Origin of the sequence: Raoultibacter timonensis (assembly GCF_900240215.1) — a bacterium.
GTDB lineage: Bacteria > Actinomycetota > Coriobacteriia > Coriobacteriales > Eggerthellaceae > Raoultibacter > Raoultibacter timonensis.
In genome coordinates this window covers 520,269-541,405 of the sequence record NZ_LT964679.1, presented here as the reverse complement: position 1 = coordinate 541,405, position 21,137 = coordinate 520,269, and the positions used below count along the sequence as shown (strand labels likewise).

General features: G+C 62.0%; 14 protein-coding genes. 6 read left to right on the top strand and 8 right to left on the bottom strand.

Going from position 1 to position 21,137, the window contains the following annotated elements:
- Nucleotides 1-241: 241 nt before the first annotated feature.
- On the bottom strand, nt 242-1,207 hold the full coding sequence (locus tag C1722_RS02290; protein WP_180994997.1) for a LysR family transcriptional regulator: 966 nt from the start codon (nt 1,205-1,207) through the stop codon (nt 242-244).
- A gap of 419 nt (nt 1,208-1,626) precedes the next feature.
- Between C1722_RS02290 and C1722_RS02285 the strand changes: the two genes are divergently transcribed.
- The 4 genes from C1722_RS02285 to C1722_RS02270 all read left to right on the top strand — a co-directional run bounded on the left by C1722_RS02285 (nt 1,627) and on the right by C1722_RS02270 (nt 8,116).
- Nucleotides 1,627-4,239: a molybdopterin dinucleotide binding domain-containing protein gene (locus C1722_RS02285; RefSeq protein ID WP_102377819.1), complete on the top strand. Its 2,613-nt coding sequence runs from the start codon at nt 1,627-1,629 to the stop codon at nt 4,237-4,239.
- A gap of 3 nt (nt 4,240-4,242) precedes the next feature.
- Nucleotides 4,243-5,052, top strand: a complete 810-nt coding sequence (locus tag C1722_RS02280) for a 4Fe-4S dicluster domain-containing protein (protein WP_102377818.1) — start codon at nt 4,243-4,245, stop codon at nt 5,050-5,052.
- An 82-nt stretch (nt 5,053-5,134) separates the two neighbouring features.
- Nucleotides 5,135-6,553, top strand: a complete 1,419-nt coding sequence (locus C1722_RS02275) for an SLC13 family permease (protein WP_102377817.1) — start codon at nt 5,135-5,137, stop codon at nt 6,551-6,553.
- Between the two features lie 138 nt (nt 6,554-6,691).
- Entirely contained in the window at nt 6,692-8,116 is a 1,425-nt protein-coding gene (locus C1722_RS02270; RefSeq protein ID WP_102377816.1) for an SLC13 family permease, read from the top strand.
- Nucleotides 8,117-8,186: 70 nt separating this feature from the next.
- Here C1722_RS02270 and C1722_RS02265 read toward each other — a convergent pair whose 3' ends face one another.
- The 5 genes from C1722_RS02265 to C1722_RS02250 form a co-directional block, all read right to left on the bottom strand.
- Nucleotides 8,187-11,690, bottom strand: coding sequence for a bifunctional diguanylate cyclase/phosphodiesterase (locus C1722_RS02265; RefSeq protein WP_146040581.1), 3,504 nt, complete (start codon nt 11,688-11,690; stop codon nt 8,187-8,189).
- A gap of 267 nt (nt 11,691-11,957) precedes the next feature.
- Nucleotides 11,958-12,467: a GNAT family N-acetyltransferase gene (locus C1722_RS02260; protein WP_102377814.1), complete on the bottom strand. Its 510-nt coding sequence runs from the start codon at nt 12,465-12,467 to the stop codon at nt 11,958-11,960.
- Nucleotides 12,468-12,574: 107 nt separating this feature from the next.
- On the bottom strand, nt 12,575-13,597 hold the full coding sequence (locus tag C1722_RS02255; protein ID WP_102377813.1) for an alpha/beta hydrolase: 1,023 nt from the start codon (nt 13,595-13,597) through the stop codon (nt 12,575-12,577).
- 8 nt (nt 13,598-13,605) lie between these two features.
- Nucleotides 13,606-14,556 carry an HAD-IC family P-type ATPase gene (locus C1722_RS16820; RefSeq protein ID WP_180994996.1) on the bottom strand — a complete coding sequence of 317 codons (951 nt, stop codon included), beginning with the start codon at nt 14,554-14,556 and terminating at the stop codon, nt 13,606-13,608.
- Complete coding sequence (locus tag C1722_RS02250) at nt 14,486-16,150, bottom strand: cation-translocating P-type ATPase (protein WP_180994995.1); 1,665 nt, start codon at nt 16,148-16,150, stop codon at nt 14,486-14,488. The genes C1722_RS16820 and C1722_RS02250 overlap by 71 nt, the downstream gene beginning before the upstream one ends.
- A gap of 154 nt (nt 16,151-16,304) precedes the next feature.
- Here C1722_RS02250 and C1722_RS02245 point away from each other — a divergent pair, with 154 nt between their 5' ends.
- Nucleotides 16,305-17,342 (top strand): MBL fold metallo-hydrolase, encoded by a 1,038-nt coding sequence (locus C1722_RS02245; RefSeq protein ID WP_102377812.1) that lies wholly within the window; start codon nt 16,305-16,307, stop codon nt 17,340-17,342.
- 90 nt (nt 17,343-17,432) lie between these two features.
- The gene (locus C1722_RS02240; RefSeq protein WP_102377811.1) at nt 17,433-19,058 is read left to right on the top strand and encodes an amidohydrolase; all 1,626 of its coding nucleotides are present in this window, start codon (nt 17,433-17,435) and stop codon (nt 19,056-19,058) included.
- A 559-nt stretch (nt 19,059-19,617) separates the two neighbouring features.
- Here C1722_RS02240 and thiD read toward each other — a convergent pair.
- Together thiD and thiE are read right to left on the bottom strand one after the other, a co-directional pair.
- Nucleotides 19,618-20,400 (bottom strand): bifunctional hydroxymethylpyrimidine kinase/phosphomethylpyrimidine kinase, encoded by a 783-nt coding sequence (gene thiD, locus C1722_RS02235; RefSeq protein ID WP_102377810.1) that lies wholly within the window; start codon nt 20,398-20,400, stop codon nt 19,618-19,620.
- Between the two features lie 88 nt (nt 20,401-20,488).
- A complete protein-coding gene (thiE, locus tag C1722_RS02230; protein ID WP_102377809.1) occupies nt 20,489-21,136 on the bottom strand; it encodes a thiamine phosphate synthase in 648 nt (215 codons plus the stop codon).
- Nucleotide 21,137 lies beyond the last annotated feature (1 nt).

The following is a 21,137-nucleotide window of genomic DNA, read 5'->3' as shown; positions in this document are numbered from 1 at the left end:
CGCCCCGAAAGCCCCCGGAGCGCCCAAGGCCCCGACCGCCTAAAGCGACCGCAGCAACAGCCCCCGCCTCGAAACGCAACGAACATCGAACAGCCCCGTGCGGGGCTGTTCGCGTTGATGGGCCGACCGGGCGGACGAGAAGCCAGCCAAGCCGCCCCGCGATGTCAGCCGAGCGGAAGAGCCAGCCAAGCGCCCCGCGCGGGCTTCCGAGCGAGAACCGCCCGAACGCCCAGCGCGTAGATCAATCGCACAGGGCGTACAGCCCCGAATCGGTATGGGCGCGATAGAACCCGTCCAAGATGTCCATAAGGCCCTGGAAGCACGCGGATTCCATATCGGATTCCATGCCGACGAACCCGATCTCCACCTCGTAGGAGCGCTCCATGTCGCGCAGGACGAACCCCGTCTCCTCCGCCATGGTAAGCGAGGCGATGGCAGGTAAAAACGACACGGCCGAATCGCACTCGACCATGCTTTTGCGCAACGAGAAATCGGCGCTCGACAGCTCGATGGCGTTGCGGCCGAACCGCTTGGACAGGATGCTGTACAGGTAGGTGTTCGTGGAGGCAATAGGCTTCGAGACGATATCCTCGTCGGAGAGCGTCTCCTTCGCAGCGAGCGGCGATTGCGCGTTCACCATCACCTTGTCGTAGGTTTTCAGATAGGGGCGGTACTGGTAGCCCTTCTCTTCCAAGTCGTCGATGCCGCCGATGTTGGAGCTGCGATCCTGATTGAAGAAGCACACGAGCCCGATGATGGGGCAAGCGCCCGATGGGTCACCCGCGTTGCTCAGTAGCAGATCATGCCTGATCTGGGAGTTTTGCGATTCCCGAAAATGGATCTCGCGCGATTCGAAGATGTAGTCCTTCGCCTCCTGCGTGAGAAACGCCAGCATGGCGACGTTCTGGCATTCAAGCTGGATGGAGTGGCCGCCCGCCTGCTGCACCTGCGATTTCGCAGCGGCGAATTCGAGCATTCTGTCGTAGCCGCCGATGATCTCGGCCGCCTTGGGAGCCAGCTCCTCGCCGATGGGCGATAAGGCGAGTTTGTTGGAATAGCGGATGAGCAGCTGACAGCCCAACTCCTTTTCAAGCTCGTTCATCGCCCGGCTCATGCCTTGGGGCGAGATGAAATTCAGCTTCGCCGCCCGGGTGATGGATTTGGTTTTCGCCACGTCCAAGAAGTAGTGCAAGTATTCGATGTTCATAGCTGACCCCCACATCGATCTGGCCGAATCGCGACCATTATATGGCAAAGAGGCAGCCCGCGCGCCCACAATCGCAAACAACGGTCGGCATGAAGCATGCAAATCGGCACCTCAGCCGCGTTTTCCTACCGCTGAACAGCTTCGATGACCGCCTGGGGCAACGAAACGTTGAGCTGCGTCAACGAAATGCGAAGCCCCGCGCATGCCCCACAAAAACGGGAGGCAGCCCAACGGGACGCTTATTTTCACCACCGCCTCCGATCCATACACTCCCAATAGGGGATCGGATCAACGCTTTTGTGCGCGCGGGAGCCAAGATTCTACGATCGCTCGCCCAAGCAGGCAGGCGCAGGCAAGGCAAGACGAGGCCCCGCCCCTCGCTTGGGACATCAGCAGAAGACGAAGAAAGTAGGAGGAGCATGAAGACGTCTGACAAGACAATCTACAAGAACATGTCGCTATGTTCTTTCGGCAACGGCGCCAACCTCACCGCTGTCGACTCCAAGGACGGAAAGATCGTTCGTATGCGCCCCGTGCATTACGACGAGCACTACACCAAAGAGGATCTGAACTACTGGACCATCAACGCGAAGGGCCATACGTTCGAGCCGGGCATGAAGACGCTGAACTCCCCGTTCACCTTCATCTACAAGACCCGTACGTATTCCCCCAACCGCATCCCCTTCCCGCTCAAGCGCGTCGATTGGGATCCGAACGGCGAGCGCAACCCGCAAAACCGCGGCAAATCGAAATTCGAGCGCATCAGCTGGGATGAGGCGACCGACATCATCGCCTCCGAGATCGTGCGCATCGACGAGACCTACGGACGCAACTCCATCTTCTGCCAGGGCGACGGCCACGGCGAGACGGGCTCCATTCACGGGCCCCACGGTACCATGGCGAACCTCCTCGACATGACGGGCGGCTTGACCATGCAGGCCCGCCAACCCGACAGCTGGGAGGGCTGGTACTGGGGTGCCAAGCACGCCTGGGGAAACGAGCCCCTGGGCCAGAACACCCATCAGCACAACCTGTTCAAAGACATCTCCGAAAACTCCGACGCCGTCCTGTTCTGGGGATGCGACCCCGAGACTACGCCATGGGGCTGGTCGGGGCAGCAGGCGTCGCGCCTGTGCTTCTGGTTCACCGAGATCGGCGTGAAGCAGATCCACATCGCGCCCGACGTGAACTACGCCAACGCTGTCCACTCCGACATGTGGATCCCCGTGCTCCCGAACACCGACGCCGCGCTCCAGCTGGCCATCGCCTACGTCTGGATGACCGAGGGCACCTTCGATAAAGACTACGTCGAAACCCATACCGAAGGGTTCGACTGGTTCGAGTACTACGTGCTCGGCAACGAGGACGGCGTCCCGAAGACGCCCGAATGGGCCGAGGAGAAATGCCACGTGCCCGCCTACCGCATCAAGGCGCTCGCCCGCTACTGGGCCAAGCACAACGTGTCGATCGGGCACTGCAACGGCGGCTCCTACATCCGCTCCTGCTACTCCCACGAACCCGCGCGCCTCGAGGTGTACCTGCTCGCCATGCAGGCCGTCGGCAAACCGGGCCGCAACCAGGTGAAGTTCATCGAATGGGCGCTCATCGGCATGGACTCGTTCAATCCGCTGCCTCCCGGAAACTTCCTGCCCGAGGTTCGCGCATGCTATCACGGCTCCGTGCTCGGCGAGCTTCCCGCTTCGTTCATCCCGAAGACCCTCGTGCCCCAGTGCATCACCGTCGAACCGGGCGAGAAGGTCGAATGGTACGGCCACACCACGAGCCGCCACCACCGCACCGACCAGTTCAAGAAGTTCCAGTTCCCGCAGGACGGCGATCACGGCATCAAGATGATCTGGTCCGACTCCCCCTGCTGGTCCACCTGCTGGAACGGCGGCAACGAGTTCCAGGATGCGCTTTTGAACCCCAACCTCGAGTTCTTCTTGGTCGAGCACCCCTGGATGGAGAACGACACCCTGTTCGCCGATCTGATCCTTCCCATCTCGACGACGCTCGAGCTGGACGACTTCGGCGTCGACACGTATTCCGGCCAGTTCAACTCCATCATCTGGGAGCAGAAGGCGTGCGATCGCCAGCACGAATCGCTCTCCGACTACGAGGCCGTGCTCGAGGTGGCCAAGAAGCTCGAAAAGTACGGCGGCGTCTACGAGGACTGCGCGAGCCACCTTTCGGGCGACATGACCGTCGAGGAGTGGCAGGAAGTCGGCTATCAGGGATCGGGCCTGCCCGAAGAGGAGCAGGATCTCGAACTGATCAAAAAGCAGGGCTATCAGATGCTGCCCACCCGAGAGGGCTGGGAGCAGGAGCCCGCAGGCATGATCGAGTTCTACGAAGACCCCGAGAACAACCCCATGGAGACCCCCACGGGCAAGATCGAGTTCTACTCCACCGGCCTGGCCAACTTCTTCCCCGACGACATGGAGCGCCAACCCGTTGCCAAGTGGATCGAGGAGTCTGAGAGCCACCAGGAGCGCATCAGCTGCGAACGCGCGAAGGACTATCCCTTCCTGCTGGTTTCCAACCATCCGCGCTGGCGCATCCATGCCAACTTCGACGACTGCCCGTGGACGCGCGAGATCGAAACGTGCAAGGTGGTGGGCATTGACGGCTATGCCTACGAGCCCGTCTGGATCCATCCCACCGATGCCGCGAAGCTCGGCATCGAAAACGGCGATATCGTCGAGGTGTTCAACGAGCGCGGCACGGTGCTCGGCGGCGCCTACATCACCGAACGCGTCATTCCCGGCGCGGTTCTGCAGGATCACGGCGCCGAGACCGATCCGATTGTCACCGGCGTGGGAGGCATCGACCGCGGCGGCGCGAACAACCTCATCGCCCCGAGCAAGACCTCGTCCAAGAACGCGGCCGGCGAAGTGACGGGCGGCTTCTTGGTGGGCGTGCGCAAATGCGACATCCACGCTTTGATGGAGCAGTACCCCGAAGCCTTCGAAGCGGAGCACTACACCATCGAGACGGGCACCAATGTCTACGACTACCTGCAGGAGGCTTAAATAATGAAGACGATTCTGTTTGACGCCAGCCTGTGCAACGGCTGCTACGGTTGCCAGATGGCATGCAAAGACGAACACTGCGGCAACGATTGGAGCCCCATCGCCGCCGAACAGCCCACGACCGGCCAGTTCTGGTGCAAGGTCGAGCAGACCACACGCGGCAAGATCCCCGAAGTGAAGGTGCAGTACGCCCCCGTCATGTGCGGGCACTGCGAAAACGCCGCCTGCATGGAGGCTGCAACCGACGGTGCCGTATACCGCCGCGAAGACGGCCTCGTGATCATCGACCCGGTGAAGGCCAAGGGCCAAAAGGCCATTGCGGACGCCTGCCCCGCCGGCGTCGTCTACTACAACGAGGCTTTGGACCTCCCCCAGAAGTGCACGGGTTGCGCGCATCTGCTCGACGACGGCTGGACGGTTCCCCGCTGCGTCGACGTATGCGCCACGGGAGCGCTCAAAGTGGTGGATGAAGAGGACGTGCCCGAGAAAGCCGTTCCCATGCCCGCCGCCGCCGAGCTCCATCCCCACGTGTACTACGTGAACGTTCCCAAGCGCTGGGTGTACGGCGTGCTGGTGGACAGGACCATCAACGAGGTCGTCATCGGCGCGACGGTGAAGCTCGTCGACGCCGAGGGCGTCGAGGTCGCATCCGTCGTCACCGACGAGTTCGGAGAGTTCCGCTTCAAAGAGCTGGAAGAGAAGGCCTACACCGTCACCGCATCGATCGAAGGCTACGAGGACGTGGCCCTTGCCGCCGACACAACCGCAGAAGACGTGGTTCTGGGCGACATCTTCCTGAGCGCCGTCGCGTAAACCGTCCTTGAGGGGTCTTCCCCCGCAGCGCCGTCATCGACGCTGCGGGGGTTCTAACAACAAGTAACAGGAAGGGGTAACAATGGCTGAAACAGCCAAGAGCAACAAGGTAGTCTTCAAATGGATATGGATTGCCGTTGCCATCGTACTGATAATCATCGGTCAGATCGGTCCGCTGTGGTCGCCCGATCTGACCCGCGAAGGCCAAACCGCCATCATGGTTCTGCTCGCCGCGGTCGTCATGTGGGCAACCGAAGCGCTGCCCTTGCCCATCACCTCCCTCGTCATGGTGGCGATGTGCGGGTTTTTGGGGATCGCGGCCTACAACGACATCTGGGCCGCCACGTTCACCAGTTCGCTGTGGATGTTCGTCGGCATCTTCGGCTTCACGACGTTTCTCGGGGTGTCGACCTTCCCGCAACGTCTGATAGCCATGGTCGTGCGTATGGTTAAGGGCAATATCAACCTCGTCATTTTGGGCTTCATGGTCATATCCGCCATTATCTCCATGGTCATGTCGAACATCGCCTTGACGGCCATCATGATGGGTTTCGCCGCATCGCTTTTGCGTGCGGCCGGCGCTAAGCCCGGCGAATCGAACATGGGCCGCTGCCTCGCCCTCGCCATTCCCTTCGCGGTTATGTTCGGCGGCTGCCTGCTGCCCTCCGGCACCCCCATCAACGTCGTCGTGCTCGGCTTGGCCGAATCCGCCTGCGGCGTGACCATCACGTTTGCCGAATGGTTCGGCTACACCATCGTTCCCGTGGCATTGAGCCTCGTGGCCTGCTGGATCATCCTCATCAAGGTATACAAGCCCGAGCCCTTGAGCCAGGAGACCGTCGACACGTTTCTCGGCGAGGTTTCCGCCCTGCCGCCGATGGATTTCAAGGAGAAGTTCAACATCGGCGTATTGCTGGTCGCCCTCGTGTGCTGGATCGCAAGCTCCTGGATTCCCGTGCTCAACACCACCTTCGTGGCGCTCATCGCACTCGGCCTTCTGTTCCTGCCCGGCACGTCCATGATCACCACCAAGCAGTACCGTTCGGAGAGCCCCTGGGACATCCTGCTCATGATGGCCTCCATCAACGGCATCGTCGCCGCCATGTCCGCCGCCGGATCGGTGGCCTGGATCGTCAACATGCTGCTCGGCGTCACCTCCGGGATGAGCTTCGTCATGCTGTTCATGGTAATCAGCGTCGTGCTGGCCATCGTGCACAACTTCTTCCCCTCGGGCCCCGGCCTTGCAGCTCTCGTGACCGCCCCCGTACTGGGCCTGGTTGCCGCTGTGGGCGGCAACTTCACCGCGACCATCCTCATGCTGGCCCTGTGGTGCGCCCTGTGCTTCCTCGTGCCGCTCGACTCGGTACTGCTGGTATCCTATGCCGGCGGCTACTACAAGTTCAACGAGATGTGGAAGGGCGGCTTGCCCGTCACCATCGCGACGATGGTGTTCTTCAGCGCATTCCTCCTCGTTGTTCCGCCTATGGTGGGAGCGTTGTAAAGTTTCGTTCGCATGATTCTCGGGCCCCTGCTGTACGGGGCCCGAGCAAACGCCTCGTCCGAACTCGACCGGTTCCCTGCAAGCGAGTTTGCCGGATGCGGCTTTCGCAAGGGGACATCTACCATATGGGGGTAAACCGTGTCTGAAGCTATCCTGCGCACCACGCTTCGACCGCGCAATGCAGTGTGCATACTTCTCGCCGTCGCCATCATCGCGGCAACGGCGCTCGCTTCACCGACGGCGGGCCTCACCTACGAGGGCCGCATGGTGCTGGGAATTCTCGCATCGGGCATCCTGCTCTGGGTGACCGAATCGCTGCCCTTGCCGGCAACGGCGTTGCTCGTCCTCATCATGATGCCGATCATGGGCGTATGCTCCTTCGAGGATGCGTACGCGAACGCCATGGGGTCGACGGTGTTCTTTCTCATGGGCACCTTCGCATTCACGGTAGCGCTCGACGCTACCACCATTCCCACCCGCATCGCCGCGTTCGTTCTGCGTTGGTCGGGCACCAACACCAACAAGATGCTGCTCGGCTTCATGTGCGCAACGGCGTTTCTCTCGTTCTTCATGTCCGACGTCGCCGCATGCGGCGTGTTTATCTCCGTCGGCAAGCGCCTGCTCGAACTCAACGAAGCCGAAAAGCTCAAATCGCCCATGGGCAAGGCCATGATGATCGCCATTCCATGGGCATCGTATGCCGGTGGCTGCGCGGTGATGACCGGCAACGGATGCAACGTGATCACCGTGGGGCTCTTCTCGTCGCTCTTCGGCGTGAACATGAACTTCATCGAATGGTCGATGCTCGGCTTTCCGTTCTGCCTCATCATGCTGTTCGCCTCGTGGTTCATCATCACCCGGTTCTTCAAGCCCGAACCCATCTCGCAGGCCTCCATCGATGCCACCATGGCCGAAGTGTCGAACATGGGAAGGATATCGCGCCCCGAGGTGATGACCGTCGTCATCATCGCGCTCGCCATGGTGTTCTGGATCCTAAGCTCGTGGATCCCCGCGCTCAACACCGCCATGATCGCCATCTTCGCCGTGGTGCTACTCTCGGTTCCCGGATGCTCGACGCTTGAGTTCAAGGGACTCGTCTCGCGCATGAACTGGGGTGTTCTGATCATGATCATGTGCATCCTCTCGGTGGCGCACTTCGTGGTGGCCACCGGTGCCGGCGACTGGATGGTCACAGCCGTTGTGGGAGCGCTGCCCGAAAGCTGGAGGATACCCGTCGTCGTGCTCGTCGTGCTCTCCGCCATCGGCGCCATCGTGCACAACATAGTTCCCGTGGGCCCCGCCGTGGCGGGCATCCTCGCCTATCCGTTCGGCGTCATAGCGGGCGATTTCGGCATCAGCATGTACTGCATGCTCATGGTGGTGGCCCTGCACGCATCGCTTGCCTTCGTGCTTCCGCTCGACTGCGTGCCCATCCTCACCTACTCGACCGGCTACTACCGCATGTCCGATATGGCGAGAATTGGCTGGATCCCCACCGTGTTGCTGGTGGCTCTGACATCCACGCTCTTGCCCGCACTGTGCATGCTGTTCGGGTTCGTGTAGGAACCCGCTTCGTTTCGCGTTGCGCGCAGACGGTGCTGCAACCCTGCGCGCAACGCAGAAGAAGGCAGGTTCATTCGCCCGTATGCACCTCGCCGCCGAACGCCAGCCGCTCGAAATCGCCTATCGGGACAGGACGCGAGAACAGGTATCCCTGCATCATGTCGCACCCCGCCTCGGCCAGAAACGCGGCTTGCTCCTCGGTTTCGACGCCTTCCGCAACCGTCTTCATGTCGAGGCGCCGCGCGAGATCGATGACCACATCCACCACATCCGAGCACCGCGATCCCGCCGAATCGAACGCTTCGAAGAACACGCGGTCGAGCTTGAGCACATCGACGGCAAGATCCTTGAGAACGTTGAGCGACGAGTACCCGCTGCCGAAATCGTCCATCGAGCAGCTGTATCCCGCTCCGTGGAGACGGTCGATAACGCTGGCGAGCAGCTTCGGGTTCTCGAAGACGAGCGTCTCGGTGAGCTCGAGCTCGATGAACGATGCGGGCACGCCGTAAGACTCCCGGATCGCCTCGAAGCGCTCCAGGAACAAGGGGTCGATCAGGTGGGCCCGCGAGAAATTCACCGAAACGGGCACGGGGGCCACGCCCGCATGCAGCCAATCGCGCAGCAACGCGCAGACTTGCTCGAACACGTACAGGTCGAGCTCGATGACGAAACCGTTCTTCTCGAACAGCGGGATGAACTCGTCCGGCGGCACGACGCCCCTTCCCGGGTCGGCCCATCGGACGAGCGCCTCGGCACCCGCGACGGCTTTGCTGCGAAGATCGACCTTGGGCTGGAGGTATACGACGAACTCGCCCGTCTCGAGCGCTACCGTCATACGGTTTTCCATGTCCTTCTCGGCAGCCAGGCGAACGTTGTCGTCGTTGCGGTAGAACCGGCACGTGCACACCCGCCCGCTCGCTGCGCCGCCTTCGGTCAAGGCGCCCGTCTTCTTGCGCGCCATATTGGCGCGGTCCTGGATCTGCACCATGGGCAGCGAGGGGTTGTCGATGACGTAGATGCCGGCGGTCATCGTAACAAGGTAGGGGCGGGCCATCTCGTTGTCGGCGAGCGTCTGGGCGATGCGGGCGTTCGCGTCTTGCACCATCGCCTCGAGTCGATTTTCGATCGACGTCTTCCCGTTGGTTTTGAGCAGAAGCGAGAACAGGTCCGCCGACATGCGAGCGACGTACTCGCCGTGTTCGAGATGCGATTCGAAGTTTCCGTATAAGAACTTGAGCGTAAGATCACCGTACCGGGTACCGAACAAATCGTTGATCACCTTGAACTTCTGAAGGTCGATCGACACGAACGCATACGTGTTCGGAGGATTCGATCCGATCGTCTCGGCTATGTCGTGCTCGAAGCTCGTGCGGTTACGACCGCCCGTCACCGGATCGACGTACGCAACCATCCGCAGCTTCTCGTTCGCCTCTTCGACGAGCCTTCGCTGCTGGGTGATCTCGGTCGTGTCGAGGTACAGGGCCAAATACACCGGATCGCCCTCGACCCAGTCGATGCAGTCGGCATACAGCCTGAACGACGCATCCTCACCGCGCCTGCTGCGTCCGGCAACCTCGAACGAAACGGACTCGCCCCTGCGCATGGCCGGATAGTTCTCCTTGATCACCTCGTGGTTCATCGCCGCGTTCTCCCTGAACAGCGCTTGCGAGGCCGCCTCGTCGACAGGGCCGAAGAAATCGACGAAGCGATCGTTGCCATACAGGAGCTTCAAGCCGTTCTTTCGCATGCGGATGCGCGCGACAAAGCCGGGAATCGCGTCGAAGGCGATGGAGCGCTCCCGCTCAAGCTGCACAACATCGTCCACGCACGTGAACGTAGCGTAAATCACCGGGAAACCCCCGGCCGTCTCGCTCGTGAATCTGCCCACAACGCGGATCCACATGCGCGAGCCGCCTTTGATCGGCATGGGCATAAGGCATTCGTAGCCGGGCTCGCCCGCCTCGTAAGCGCTCACGACGACCTGGCTGAGCATCCCGTACTCCTCGGGATAGTCCGCGAAGTAATCGCCGCAGTTGCCGTTGAATAGCTTGTCGTACTCCTCGCGGGTATAGCCCGTCATCTCGTAGTAGAAATCGTTCGCCCAGAGCACCTCGAACTTTTCGGTGAACAGATGCTTGCTCACGCTTACGTGCATGGCGCTCATGAGCATGTTGTATTCGTCGAGCAAAACGCTGTCTTCGGAATCAACGCCCAACCCGTCGTAGCGCGCCGACGTCGATTCGGATTTGGCGAGACGGCGGGACTCGCGCACCTCCCCGATGTGGAAGAAGCGCTTCTGCTCGTACATCGCCGCATCGGCCGCCGCGAGCATCGAGGCGACATCCTTCGGATCGTTCGACCACTTAGCTCCCAGCGACACGTAGAGGAGCTCGTCGTCGTCCTGCTCGAACGATTGCTCGAGCCGCAAGCGCATCGCCTCGAACTCGGCGCTCCCGACACCGTTTGCCAACGCAACGAACTCGTCGCCGCCGAGGCGGTACACCTCGGCTCCATCGAGCACCTCGACCATCTTCCGGGCGCATGTGCGCAGCACGGTATCCCCCTTAAGATGGCCGAAACTGTCGTTGATTGTCTTGAGCCCGTTTACGTCGACGTACAAGACACCGAGCGGACCTCCCGCTTCCTCGAGACGACTGCAGTCCTCTGCGAATCGGTTGCGGTTGTACAACCCGGTCAGCCCGTCGTGAAAGCTGAGGTACCTCAGCTCTTCTTCGTCGCCGATGCGACGCACCGTCATGAGGTAGAAGTACGCGAGCGTGCGCAGCAGCGGACCGAGATGGCGTATGCGGTCGACAGGGGGATTGTCGATGCCGATGCAGCCGATTATCTGCCCGTTCTGTTCGAGCGGCGCCACGGCAAGGCTGTTGATGTTCTGCTGGACTAGCAATCCGTATTCTTCGGAGGAGCTTTCGCGGATCGTCTCCAAATCTTCGAGAATCACGCATTCGCCCTGCTCGAAGAGATCGAGCCACCGCGCAACGGTCTGCAAGTCGATCCCCTGCAACAAGTCGATAGCCGGCTCGATGCCTTCCGCACACCATTCGTAGGTGTTGTTCGCGAGTCCTTCGCTGAACTCGATGATGTACGTGCGGTCGGATTCGAGGCATTCGCCGATGATTCGCAGCATGTTCTTCGAAGCCGTATCGAGGTCGGCTTCGCGGTACAGATCGTCGACGCAACGCAGCACCATGCCCTCGGCGTCCAGAGCATAGCGCAAACCGAGATCGTCCTCTTCGCTTGCGGTCATATCAGCCGCGACTTCGATGCGCGCCGCCCGTCCCTCCCAATCGATGAGGCGGTCTTTGAGCAGGTAGCGCTTGCCCGTGAGCGCGTTCGAATGCTCCCACGTATATGTGGCATCCGATTTGAGCTTGCTGTTCGTACAGAACGGACAGGGATCATCGAATCCCTGAAGCGCCTGGTAGCACTTGTGATCGGCAACGTCGTCCAACCCGAACAGCTGCTTGCCGGACTCGTTGAGGTAGAGCAGCTCGTACGTTTCGATATCCACCACGTACACGATCTCGAGGATATCGTCCATGATTCCCAGCACTAAGCAGGCCTCCGTTCTCGCCCGTTGGAAGCATCGATGCCAGCGGACTCGGTTTTTCTATATAGTACCCCTTCGGTCATATAAAAATTATGGGAATGCGAGGATGATACTTGTATTTCATGGATGCGGTGTGTCAACGAAGCCGGCCGCAGCCGCACTGAAGCGGCGCTCGCCATCGCGAACGCCTTGATGGGCGTTTCAGGGAGTCGAGCCGCACGGCAAGCCCACGGCCCAAGACGGGCAGGCAGGTCGCATTGACCCGGTTCGCTACATCCCGAACTCTTCCGCGTACGCTACCGTGCCCGCAACGGGAGCGGCATCTTCCTGCAGCTTGATCGCCATGTAGTTTTCAGGGGGCACTCCCTCGGGAACTTCGATCCCGAACCCGTCGGCAGACGCATACCCGACACGGGGATAGTACGTTTCGCTTCCCAAAACCACCGAGTACGAGTAGCCAAGCTCCCGTGCGATCCGATGCCCTTTCTCCATCAGCGCCGTGCCGACGCCCGTTTTCTGATACGCGGGCAGAACGGAGAGCGGGGCCAATGCAAGCACGGTATCGTCGCCCACCGTCGCCTCGGTGAGCAGAATGTGCCCGACGATTTTCCCATCCGCCTCGGCCACAAGCGAGAGCTCGGGTACGAACGCAGCGCTTTTTCGCAGGGCGGCAACCAGGTCGTGCTCGTTGCCATCGCTGTGCTCGGCCGACGCGAACGCCTCCTTGACCAAGCCGTATACCTCGTCGTAATCCCCGCTCGCTTCCTGTCTGACGATCATCTCTTTCCTTTCGCATAAGCGAGGTTCAAGCCCCCGCCGCCGTTGCTTTCGAGCTTGCCCGCATACTTCGGCCGGAGCGCACCGCGCTCCCATCCAACATGTACGTTTTACGCTTCGCCCATCTTGCTGTCGAGAAAGCCGAACACCGTATCGAAATAGAGGTCCGGATCGGTCTGGGCGGAAAGCGCATGGCCCGCCCCCGCAACGATGAGCAGTCGTTTCTCGGGCGCGGCGCACGCTTCGAACAACTCGCGCGCCATCGAGGCGGGAATGAACCCGTCGCTCAGGCCGTGGATGAACAGCGTGGGCGTCGAGCTCTTCTTCACCTGATCGAGCGCCGAAGCGCGCTTGATGTCGTATCCGCCCCGCGCCTTGAGCATGATGCGCGCGTCGTCGACGACCGGGTGGCGCGGCAGGCCGTAGAGCTTCTTCACCTGCCCGGCGAGCATCGAGGACAGATCGGTGAACGCGCAATCTGACACGACGGCCTTCACCTGGAACGGTAGCGTCTCGCCCGATGCCATGCATACGGCGGCTGCGCCCATCGATATCCCGTGCAGCGCGATCGACACCTCTTCGCCGAACCGCCCGATCAGATGATCGGCCCAATGCACAAGATCGATGCGGTCGGGCCATCCCATGCCGATGAGGTCGCCCCCGCTTTCACCGTGGGCGCGCAGGTCGGGGGCCAGCACGTTGTAGCCCCGATCGGCGTAGTAAGCTGCAAGGTATTCCATGTCAGCGTGCGTGTTCGTGTAGCCATGAACGAGCATCGCCCACCTCAGCGTCGGTTTTTTGGCGGGATACACGAACCCCGCCAAGTCGTAGGACTCGCCCGCCGCCTTGATGCGCACACGCTCTACCTTGACCGACGAGAGCCACGCGTCGCGCTTCGCCAGCATCGCTTCCCGGTTCGCCTCGACAAGGCTTGCCACCGAGGCGTCAACCGATCCGTTCGCAAGGTCTCCCCCGATGCGATCGGGCTTTCGCATCCGCCCGGTCTTGCCGTCCTTGCCGGGCACCAACGCGAAATCGACGCACTTGTTTCCGATGAGCACGACCGAAAGGCCGTACAAGGCTGCAAGCGCCGCACCCGCACCCGCGATAACCGCTCGAGTTTTCGTCCCCATACCAATTCCTATCTGCGAATGAGATCTCTCGCCATACGGTAGACCTGAACCACCAGCGTCGGCGCGAACGCCAATGCGACGATCAAACCGACTTGCCCTATCGTAACATCGGCAAGCTGGATGAGGGGGTGAAGAAACGGAATGAACAGCACGGCGGCGAGAAGCGCCGCGCCGCCGACGAACGCGAACAGCGTATAGGGGTTGCTGGAAACGCCCAGACGCGCGATCGAGGCGTCGCCGCGGCAGTTGAATCCATGGAACAACCGTGCGAGCGAAAGCGTTGCGAACGCCATCGTCATGCCGAGCGGCGCGCCGGCTTCGGCGAGCCCGATGAAGAACGCGGTCATCGTCGGTATCGCGATCAGAACGCCTTCGACGCCTATGCGGATAAGCAGGCTGCGGTCGAGAATCGAGCCTTTCGGATCGCGCGGCTTGTGGTCGAGCACGTCTTCGGCGACGGGTTCCATGCCGATCGAGATGGCGGGAAGGCTGTCGGTCAAGAGGTTGATGAACAGGAGATGCACCGGCGCGAACGGCGCGGCGAGCCCTGCGATCGAGGCGAACAGCACGCAGATGATACCCGCCATGTTGCCCGAAAGCAGGAAGTGCACCGTGTTCTTGATGTTCGCATAGACCCCGCGGCCGTTCTCGACCGCCTTCACGATGGTGGCGAAGTTGTCGTCCGAGAGGATCATCGCCGCAGCGTCCTTGCTCACTTCGGTGCCCGTGATGCCCATGGCAATGCCGATGTCGGCCCGTTTGAGCGCCGGGGCATCGTTCACGCCGTCGCCCGTCATCGCCACGATGGCGCCGCGGCGCTGCCACGCCGACACGATACGTATCTTGTGCTCGGGGGAAACGCGCGCGTACACCGAGATGCGCGGCAACTCACCATCGAGTTCGGCATCGGAAAGCCGGTCGAGCTCGGCGCCGTCGAGCACCTCGTCGCCGGGCTCCATGATGCCGATCTCGCGTGCGATCGCCNGCCTCGGGGCGCGGCGGGTCCATCATGGCGGCGAGGCCGACGAACGTGAAATCCGATTCGTCGGCCAGCGCGAGATCGCGCACCTCGCCGATCTCGCGCATCGCGAATGCGAGCACCCGCAATCCTTGCTCCGACAAGCGGCTGTTCGCCTCCGCAATCTCCGCTTTGCGTTCTTCGGTGAGCACCGCGGGGCCATCCGCCGTGAGCACGAACGTCGACCGCGCAAGCAGCACATCGGGAGCTCCCTTGGTCAGAAGCATGATGCCGCGCGGCAGTTCGTGCAGCGTGCTCATGAGCTTGCGGTCCGAATCGAACGCGAGCTCGCGCAGGCGCGGATGGCTCGCGCGGTAGGAACCCTCGTCGATGCCCAGGCTGTCGCCGATATGCACGAGCGCCACCTCGGTCGGATCGCCGATCTGCGACCCCGTTTCCTCGTCGGTGGTCGCATCGCTCGCGAGCAGTCCGATCTCGACGAGCTGGCGTTGCAGCTCGTCGTCCATACTTATGTCGTCGAAATCCACGAGGGCGTCGCCGACGTAGATCTTCTGCACGCTCATGCGGTTCTGCGTGAGCGTACCGGTCTTATCCGAGCAGATCACCGAGACGCTGCCGAGCGATTCGACCGCCTTGAGCTCCTTGATGATCGCGTGCTGCTTGGCCATCTTCTGCGTACCGATGGCGAGCACGATGGTCACGATAGATCCGAGCGCCTCGGGGATGGCGGCCACAGCGAGCGCCACGGCGAACATGAGCGAGTCGAGGATCCCCATACCGCTGCGCAGCACCGAAAGGGCGAAGACGAGCACGCTGATGGCGATAACCCCGATGGCCAGCTTTGCGGAGAACGCGTCGAGACTCACCTGCAAGGGCGTTTTGCGCTGCTTCGTCTCGTTCATCAGCGAGGCTATCCTGCCGAGCTCGGTCGCCATACCGGTTGCCGTCACGACCACGCGAGCGCGCCCGTAGATCACGAGTGACCCCGAGAACACCATGTTGGTCCGATCCCCCACGACCGCATCGTCGCGCTCGATGGGGGCGACCGTCTTCTCGACGCCTTCGCTTTCTCCGGTAAGGGCGCTTTCGTTCACCTTGAGCGAGTAGTTTTCAAACATGCGGCCGTCCGCCGCCACGAGATCGCCCGCCTCGAGTTCGAGGATATCGCCCGGCACCACGTCTGCAGCGGGAATCTCGACTCGCTCCCCCGCACGCACCACGCGGGCGAGCGGTGCGCTCATCGCCTTCAGGCTGGCGAGCGACTGCTCGGCTTTGACCGTCTGCACGGTGCCGAGCACGGCATTGAGGGCGATGACGACGAAGATGACGACGGCGCTTTCGATATGCCCCGACAAAAGGGATATGCCGGCAGCGGCGATGAGGATGATGACGAGCAAGTCTTTGAACTGGTCGAAGAAAACGGCGAGTGTGCTTTTCTTCTTGCTCTCGTCGAGTTCGTTGGCACCGTATGCGCGCAGGCGAGCCTGCGCTTCTTCGGGCGAGAGGCCCTCGATACCGGATTGCTGTTCACCCAAAACCTCGTCTGCGCTCAGACGGTACGGCTGCTGCGACATGCCCGCTCCTTACGATCTTCATGATCGAAGAGCGTACCCCACCGCTATCGGCGCAAACGAAACGGTAAACGGACCGTTTTCGGGATGTCCCGCAGCCGATACCTTGGCAGCGGTACAATGAACGCATACGACGGCAATCCCCCGCGAGGTAACCATGGAAGACGCGTCACCGAACACACAGAGCCACGACTTCGATTACGACGGATTTATCACCGAGGTCATTCCCCGCGTGTATCGCGTGAGGGTACCGTTGCCCGACAACCCCCTGCGCGAGCTGAACTCGTATTTTATCCTCAGCGACGAAAAGACGACCATCGTCGACGTCGGGTTCGACCATCCCGCATGCGAAGCGGCGCTCGATGCCGCTCTGACCGAGCTCGGCCGAACCTGGGATTCGGTTGAGATCCTGCTCACACATTCCCATCCCGACCATACGGGCAACCTCGATCGCATCTATTCCCACGGCATGCGCGTATACGCGAACCTCCACTCCTTCCAGGAGGTTGAGAACCTTCAGATGATGGAGGCGAAGGTGTTCGAGCCGCTCGTCCGACAGGCGGCTCGACCGCAGGACGAGGGCCTCTCGTTCGAGAAGGGCGCAGTGCGCCTGAAACTCCATGCCGAACTGCTCCCGTTAAAACATCGGCCTCTCGTCATATACATCGAAGAGGGCGATACGTTCGAGGCGGGCGGCTACGAATTCGAGATCATCGAAACCCCTGGTCACGACAATTGGCACATCTGCCTATACGAACCCCAAACGAAGACCATGCTCATCGGCGATCACGTGCTCGAGCGCATCACGCCGGGCATCTCGTCGTGGTTCGCAACCCACAATGCGCTCGAGGAGTTCATGGAGAGCCTCGGCAAGATGCAGCGCTACGACGTCGAACTCGTGCTCCCCGCCCATGGCGACCCGTTCACCGACCTTGCCGGACGCGTGCTGTACCTGAAGGAGCACCACGAGAAACGCCTGGAGGAAATCTACGAACTCGTGGCGCAAGGCCATCACGACATCATCTCAATCTCGCAGAACGCGCAATGGAAGTATCCGAACTGGAGCCATTGGCCGCTTGACCAGAAGTACTTCTCGATGGCGGAGACGATGGCTCATCTGGTCTACCTCGTATGCGATGGAAAGATCAAACAGACCATCTGCGGAGACGAATACCGATTCGAGCTTCCGTCGTAAGAGGCTCCCTACCGTATGCAGGGAAGCTGAACGCGGCCGCCCGCGATGCGGGCCGAACCGCACAAGCTGGTTCATTTGAAAGGAGCGGCCGTGTTCGCCGATACCATCATCGAAACGGAAGCGCTGTTCACGGGAGTAGGTGCTGATGCGGTACCGGGCGCCGTCGCCGTTGCGGGCGACCGCATCGTTTTTGCGGGTTCCAAGGCGGATGCCGAAGGATGGCGCGGCCCCGAAACCATCGTGAAGGATTACGGCGACGCGCTCGTCATTCCCGGCTTTCACGATTCGCACCTGCACTTCTTCCATTCCGCGCTCTACAGCTCGCCCCTTGCGATGAACTACCTCGGCTCGAGCGAAGCCGACTACGTCGCCCGCCTCGCACCGCTCGCCGCATCGCGCCCCGAAGGCTCTTGGGTGCTCGCTCAGGGCTGGCGCGAGTACCGGTGGAACCCGGCAGCCATGCCGAGCAGACGTTCGCTCGACGAAGCCTACCCCGACCGGCCCGTTGCCCTCTATTCGGGCGACGCCCACACGCTGTGGGTCAACTCGGCTGCGCTCGACGCGCTCGGCATCGACGAAACGACCGAACCACCCGCGGGAGGCGCCTACGACCGCGACGAACGCGGCGAGCTTACGGGCATCATCCGCGAATCAGCCGCCATGGAGCTCATGGGGCGCATCGTCTCCTCGTTCACCGACGACGAGATGCAGGATGCCTACTGCGGCTTCATGGACAGGCTGCTCGAAAACGGCATCACCTCGGTATGCGACATGTCGCTCATGGCGAGTCCAGGTCTCGACTTCGTGCGCGACGACATCTACGAATCGCTCGAGCGCCAAGGCAGGCTCGCCGTGCGCGTGCACATGTTTCCTACGCTCACCGAGGACATGTCCCGCCTCGAAACCATGCAACAGCGGTTCACCGGCCCCCGCCTGCAGGCTCCCGGCTTCAAGCAGTTCTTCGACGGCGTTTCGAGCCAGCACACCGCCTACCTCGAAAAACCCTACGCGAACGCCCGGTTCGAGGGCGATCGCGGACGGCCCACCGTCGAACCTTCCACGATGCGCCGACTCGTACTCGCAGCGGCCGAAGCGGGCCATGCCGTGCGCGTCCACACGATCGGCGACGAGGCCATCCACTGCGCGCTCGACATCTTCGATGAGGCGCGGCAGCGCTACGGGCCGCTCGAACACGGCCAGAACTGCCTGGAGCATCTCGAGAACTTCCAGCCAGACGATATCGCGCGTTTGGCCGAACTCGACGTGCTGGCCGCCGTTCAGCCGCCGCACATCACGCTCGACCCGGGCGGCCCGGAGCGCGATTTGGGACTCGAACGTATACGTTGGATGTGGCCGTTCGCCACGTTTTTGGAGCAGGGCGTCAAGATGGGATTCGGTACCGACTCCCCCGTCGTCGACGTGAATTCGATGGACGTGCTCTATACCGCCGTCACGCGCCAGGATCCGCGAACCCACGAGCCGCTCGGCGGCTGGCTGCCCGCCGAGCGCATCACGATGGCCGAAGCGATCCGCGCCTACACGCTCGGAAGCGCGCAAGCTGCCGGACGCGCACATGAGCTCGGGACGATCGAAGCCGGCAAGTTCGCCGATATCGCCGTGCTCGACCGCAACCTTCTCACCGTTCCCGAAGACGAGATCCAAGGTGCCCGCGTGCTCGCCACCTACGTGGGCGGCGCGTGCCGCTTTGAAGTTTGAGCCGCATCGACGATCCTCAACGGAAAGCCGATGTCCGCCAAGGGCCGCTGTGCGACAAAATTCGATGCATTTCCGCTCGATCAATCGATGTTTCCGCAGGTCGCCGAACTCGGTTCTGCCAAACGACGTCTCAAAACGTCGCACAGCGGCCCTTGGCGGACACCAGGAGTTCTCGCGCGCCCATGCGCACGGCGCTAAGAGCAGCTTCGAGAATAGCCGACGGCACTGCGCCCGTGCCGCAAGCACCTCGAAGGTAGCCCCCGGGCCCCCGCCCCGACCCGCGAGCACGTAATCCGCCCGAAGTTGGCAGAAAAACGCCCGTATTCGTCGTCGCAGCGCACCCGGTACGACGAGATCAAAGGCACCGACCTTGAGCTCTCGAATCACCCCAGTTCAGCGATTCGACTCCGAAGCCGATTGCAATGCGATGGCCGGGCAACGACGAATATCTTCGTTTTTCTGTCACGATTCGGCNCAGCCAGCACGCCCGGCGCCGCCGCGTCGTCCCATGCGATCGGCACCGGCGCAGCGAACCGGACACGCGTACCCGAAAAGGCGATCAGTAATCCCACATGTGGTTGAGCGGACCGTTGCCGCGGCCGAGGGAAAGGCCGTACTGCAACGCTCCCGTCACGTAGTTCTTCGCCTTCGAAACGGAGGCCTGCATGTCGAAATCCTGCGCAAGCCCGCAGGCGATGGCCGAAGAGAGCGTGCACCCGGTTCCGTGGGTGTTCTCGGTTTCGATGCGCTTGTGGCGCAGCCATACCACGCGGCCGTGCTCGGTCACGAGTACGTCGTCGGCGCGCTCGGTTCCGTGGCCGCCCTTGACGAGCACCGCTCCGGACGTTTTCCCGGCAAGCTGTTTTGCGGCAACCTCCATATCGTCTTCCGTCGAGATAGCACGTCCGCAAAGCACCTCGGCTTCGGGAATGTTCGGCGTAACGATGTCTGCCAGGGGAAGGAGTTTGTCCATGAGCGCCGCTACGGCCCCGTCGTCGATCAGCCGAGCGCCCGAAGTGGCGACCATGACCGGATCGAGCACGATGTTCTCCGCGGCGTTCGCCACGAGCCTGTCGGCGATTGCCTCGATGATAGCTGCGGAAGAAACCATTCCGATCTTCACCGCCCGAGGGCGGATATCGTCGAACACGACATCGATCTGCTGGGCGACGAAGGCCGGATCGATCTCGACTACACCGTATACGCCCGTGGTGTTCTGGGCCGTGAGCGCCGTGATGACCGTCTCGGCGTAGAGCTTATGGGCTGCGATGGTTTTGATATCGGCCTGAATGCCGGCGCCGCCGCTCGAATCGGAGCCTGCGATGCTCAAGACTGCTTCCATGATCGGTCCTTCCGATTGTCGTATCCTGCCTTCGAAAAAGCGCTCGGGCGCCCGCGCGTACGCAGCGCGCCCGAGCAAATCGTAGCGCTTAACCGAGCACCTCGTCAACGAGAATGCGAAGGCGTTTCGTTGACGCTTCGATGTCAGGCGCCGCAAAAATCGCCGACACCACCGCAGCGCCGTCAACGCCGCAACCGCCCAGCGCGGGTACCGTCGACTCGTTGAGGCCGCCGATGGCCACAACCGGGATGCCGACTGCCGCGCATATGCGTCTGAGTTCGTCGAAGCCCACGTCGACCGCCTCGGGCTTGGTCGGCGTGCCGAACATCGCCCCCACCCCGAGGTAGTCGGCTCCGGCCGCTTCGGCCTCGAGCGCCTCTTCGAGCGTCTGCACCGATACCCCCACGATCTTGCCGGAGCCGAGCGCGGCGCGGGCGGACGCGCACGCCATGTCGTCCTGACCCACGTGAACGCCGTCGGCATCGGCGGCGATCGCCGCTTCGACATCGTCGTTTACCACAAACGGAACGCCCGCCTTACGGCACAACGGCACAAGCGCTTCGGCCGTGGCAACCAGCTCTTCGGTCGAAGCGCGTTTGTCGCGCAGCTGCACGAACGTCGCACCGCCTGCAATCGCCTGCTCGACGCACTCGGCAAGCGTCCGCCCGTCGAGCCAGGCGTCGTCGGTGACGGCGTAGAGGCGCATGCCCTCGCGTATTCTGTCGCGCGGATACATG

Excerpts from the sequence above, each read along its gene's own strand:
- C1722_RS16820 (WP_180994996.1), bottom strand. The coding sequence starts at position 14,556 with ATGGAGCCCGGCGACGAGGTGCTCGACGGCGCCGAGCTCGACCGGCTT.
- thiD (WP_102377810.1), bottom strand. The coding sequence starts at position 20,400 with ATGGAAGCAGTCTTGAGCATCGCAGGCTCCGATTCGAGCGGCGGCGCC.
- C1722_RS02260 (WP_102377814.1), bottom strand. The coding sequence starts at position 12,467 with ATGATCGTCAGACAGGAAGCGAGCGGGGATTACGACGAGGTATACGGC.
- C1722_RS02280 (WP_102377818.1), top strand. The coding sequence starts at position 4,243 with ATGAAGACGATTCTGTTTGACGCCAGCCTGTGCAACGGCTGCTACGGT.
- C1722_RS02255 (WP_102377813.1), bottom strand. The coding sequence starts at position 13,597 with ATGGGGACGAAAACTCGAGCGGTTATCGCGGGTGCGGGTGCGGCGCTT.
- C1722_RS02275 (WP_102377817.1), top strand. The coding sequence starts at position 5,135 with ATGGCTGAAACAGCCAAGAGCAACAAGGTAGTCTTCAAATGGATATGG.
- C1722_RS02245 (WP_102377812.1), top strand. The coding sequence starts at position 16,305 with ATGGAAGACGCGTCACCGAACACACAGAGCCACGACTTCGATTACGAC.
- C1722_RS02285 (WP_102377819.1), top strand. The coding sequence starts at position 1,627 with ATGAAGACGTCTGACAAGACAATCTACAAGAACATGTCGCTATGTTCT.
- thiE (WP_102377809.1), bottom strand. The coding sequence starts at position 21,136 with ATGTATCCGCGCGACAGAATACGCGAGGGCATGCGCCTCTACGCCGTC.
- C1722_RS02290 (WP_180994997.1), bottom strand. The coding sequence starts at position 1,207 with ATGAACATCGAATACTTGCACTACTTCTTGGACGTGGCGAAAACCAAA.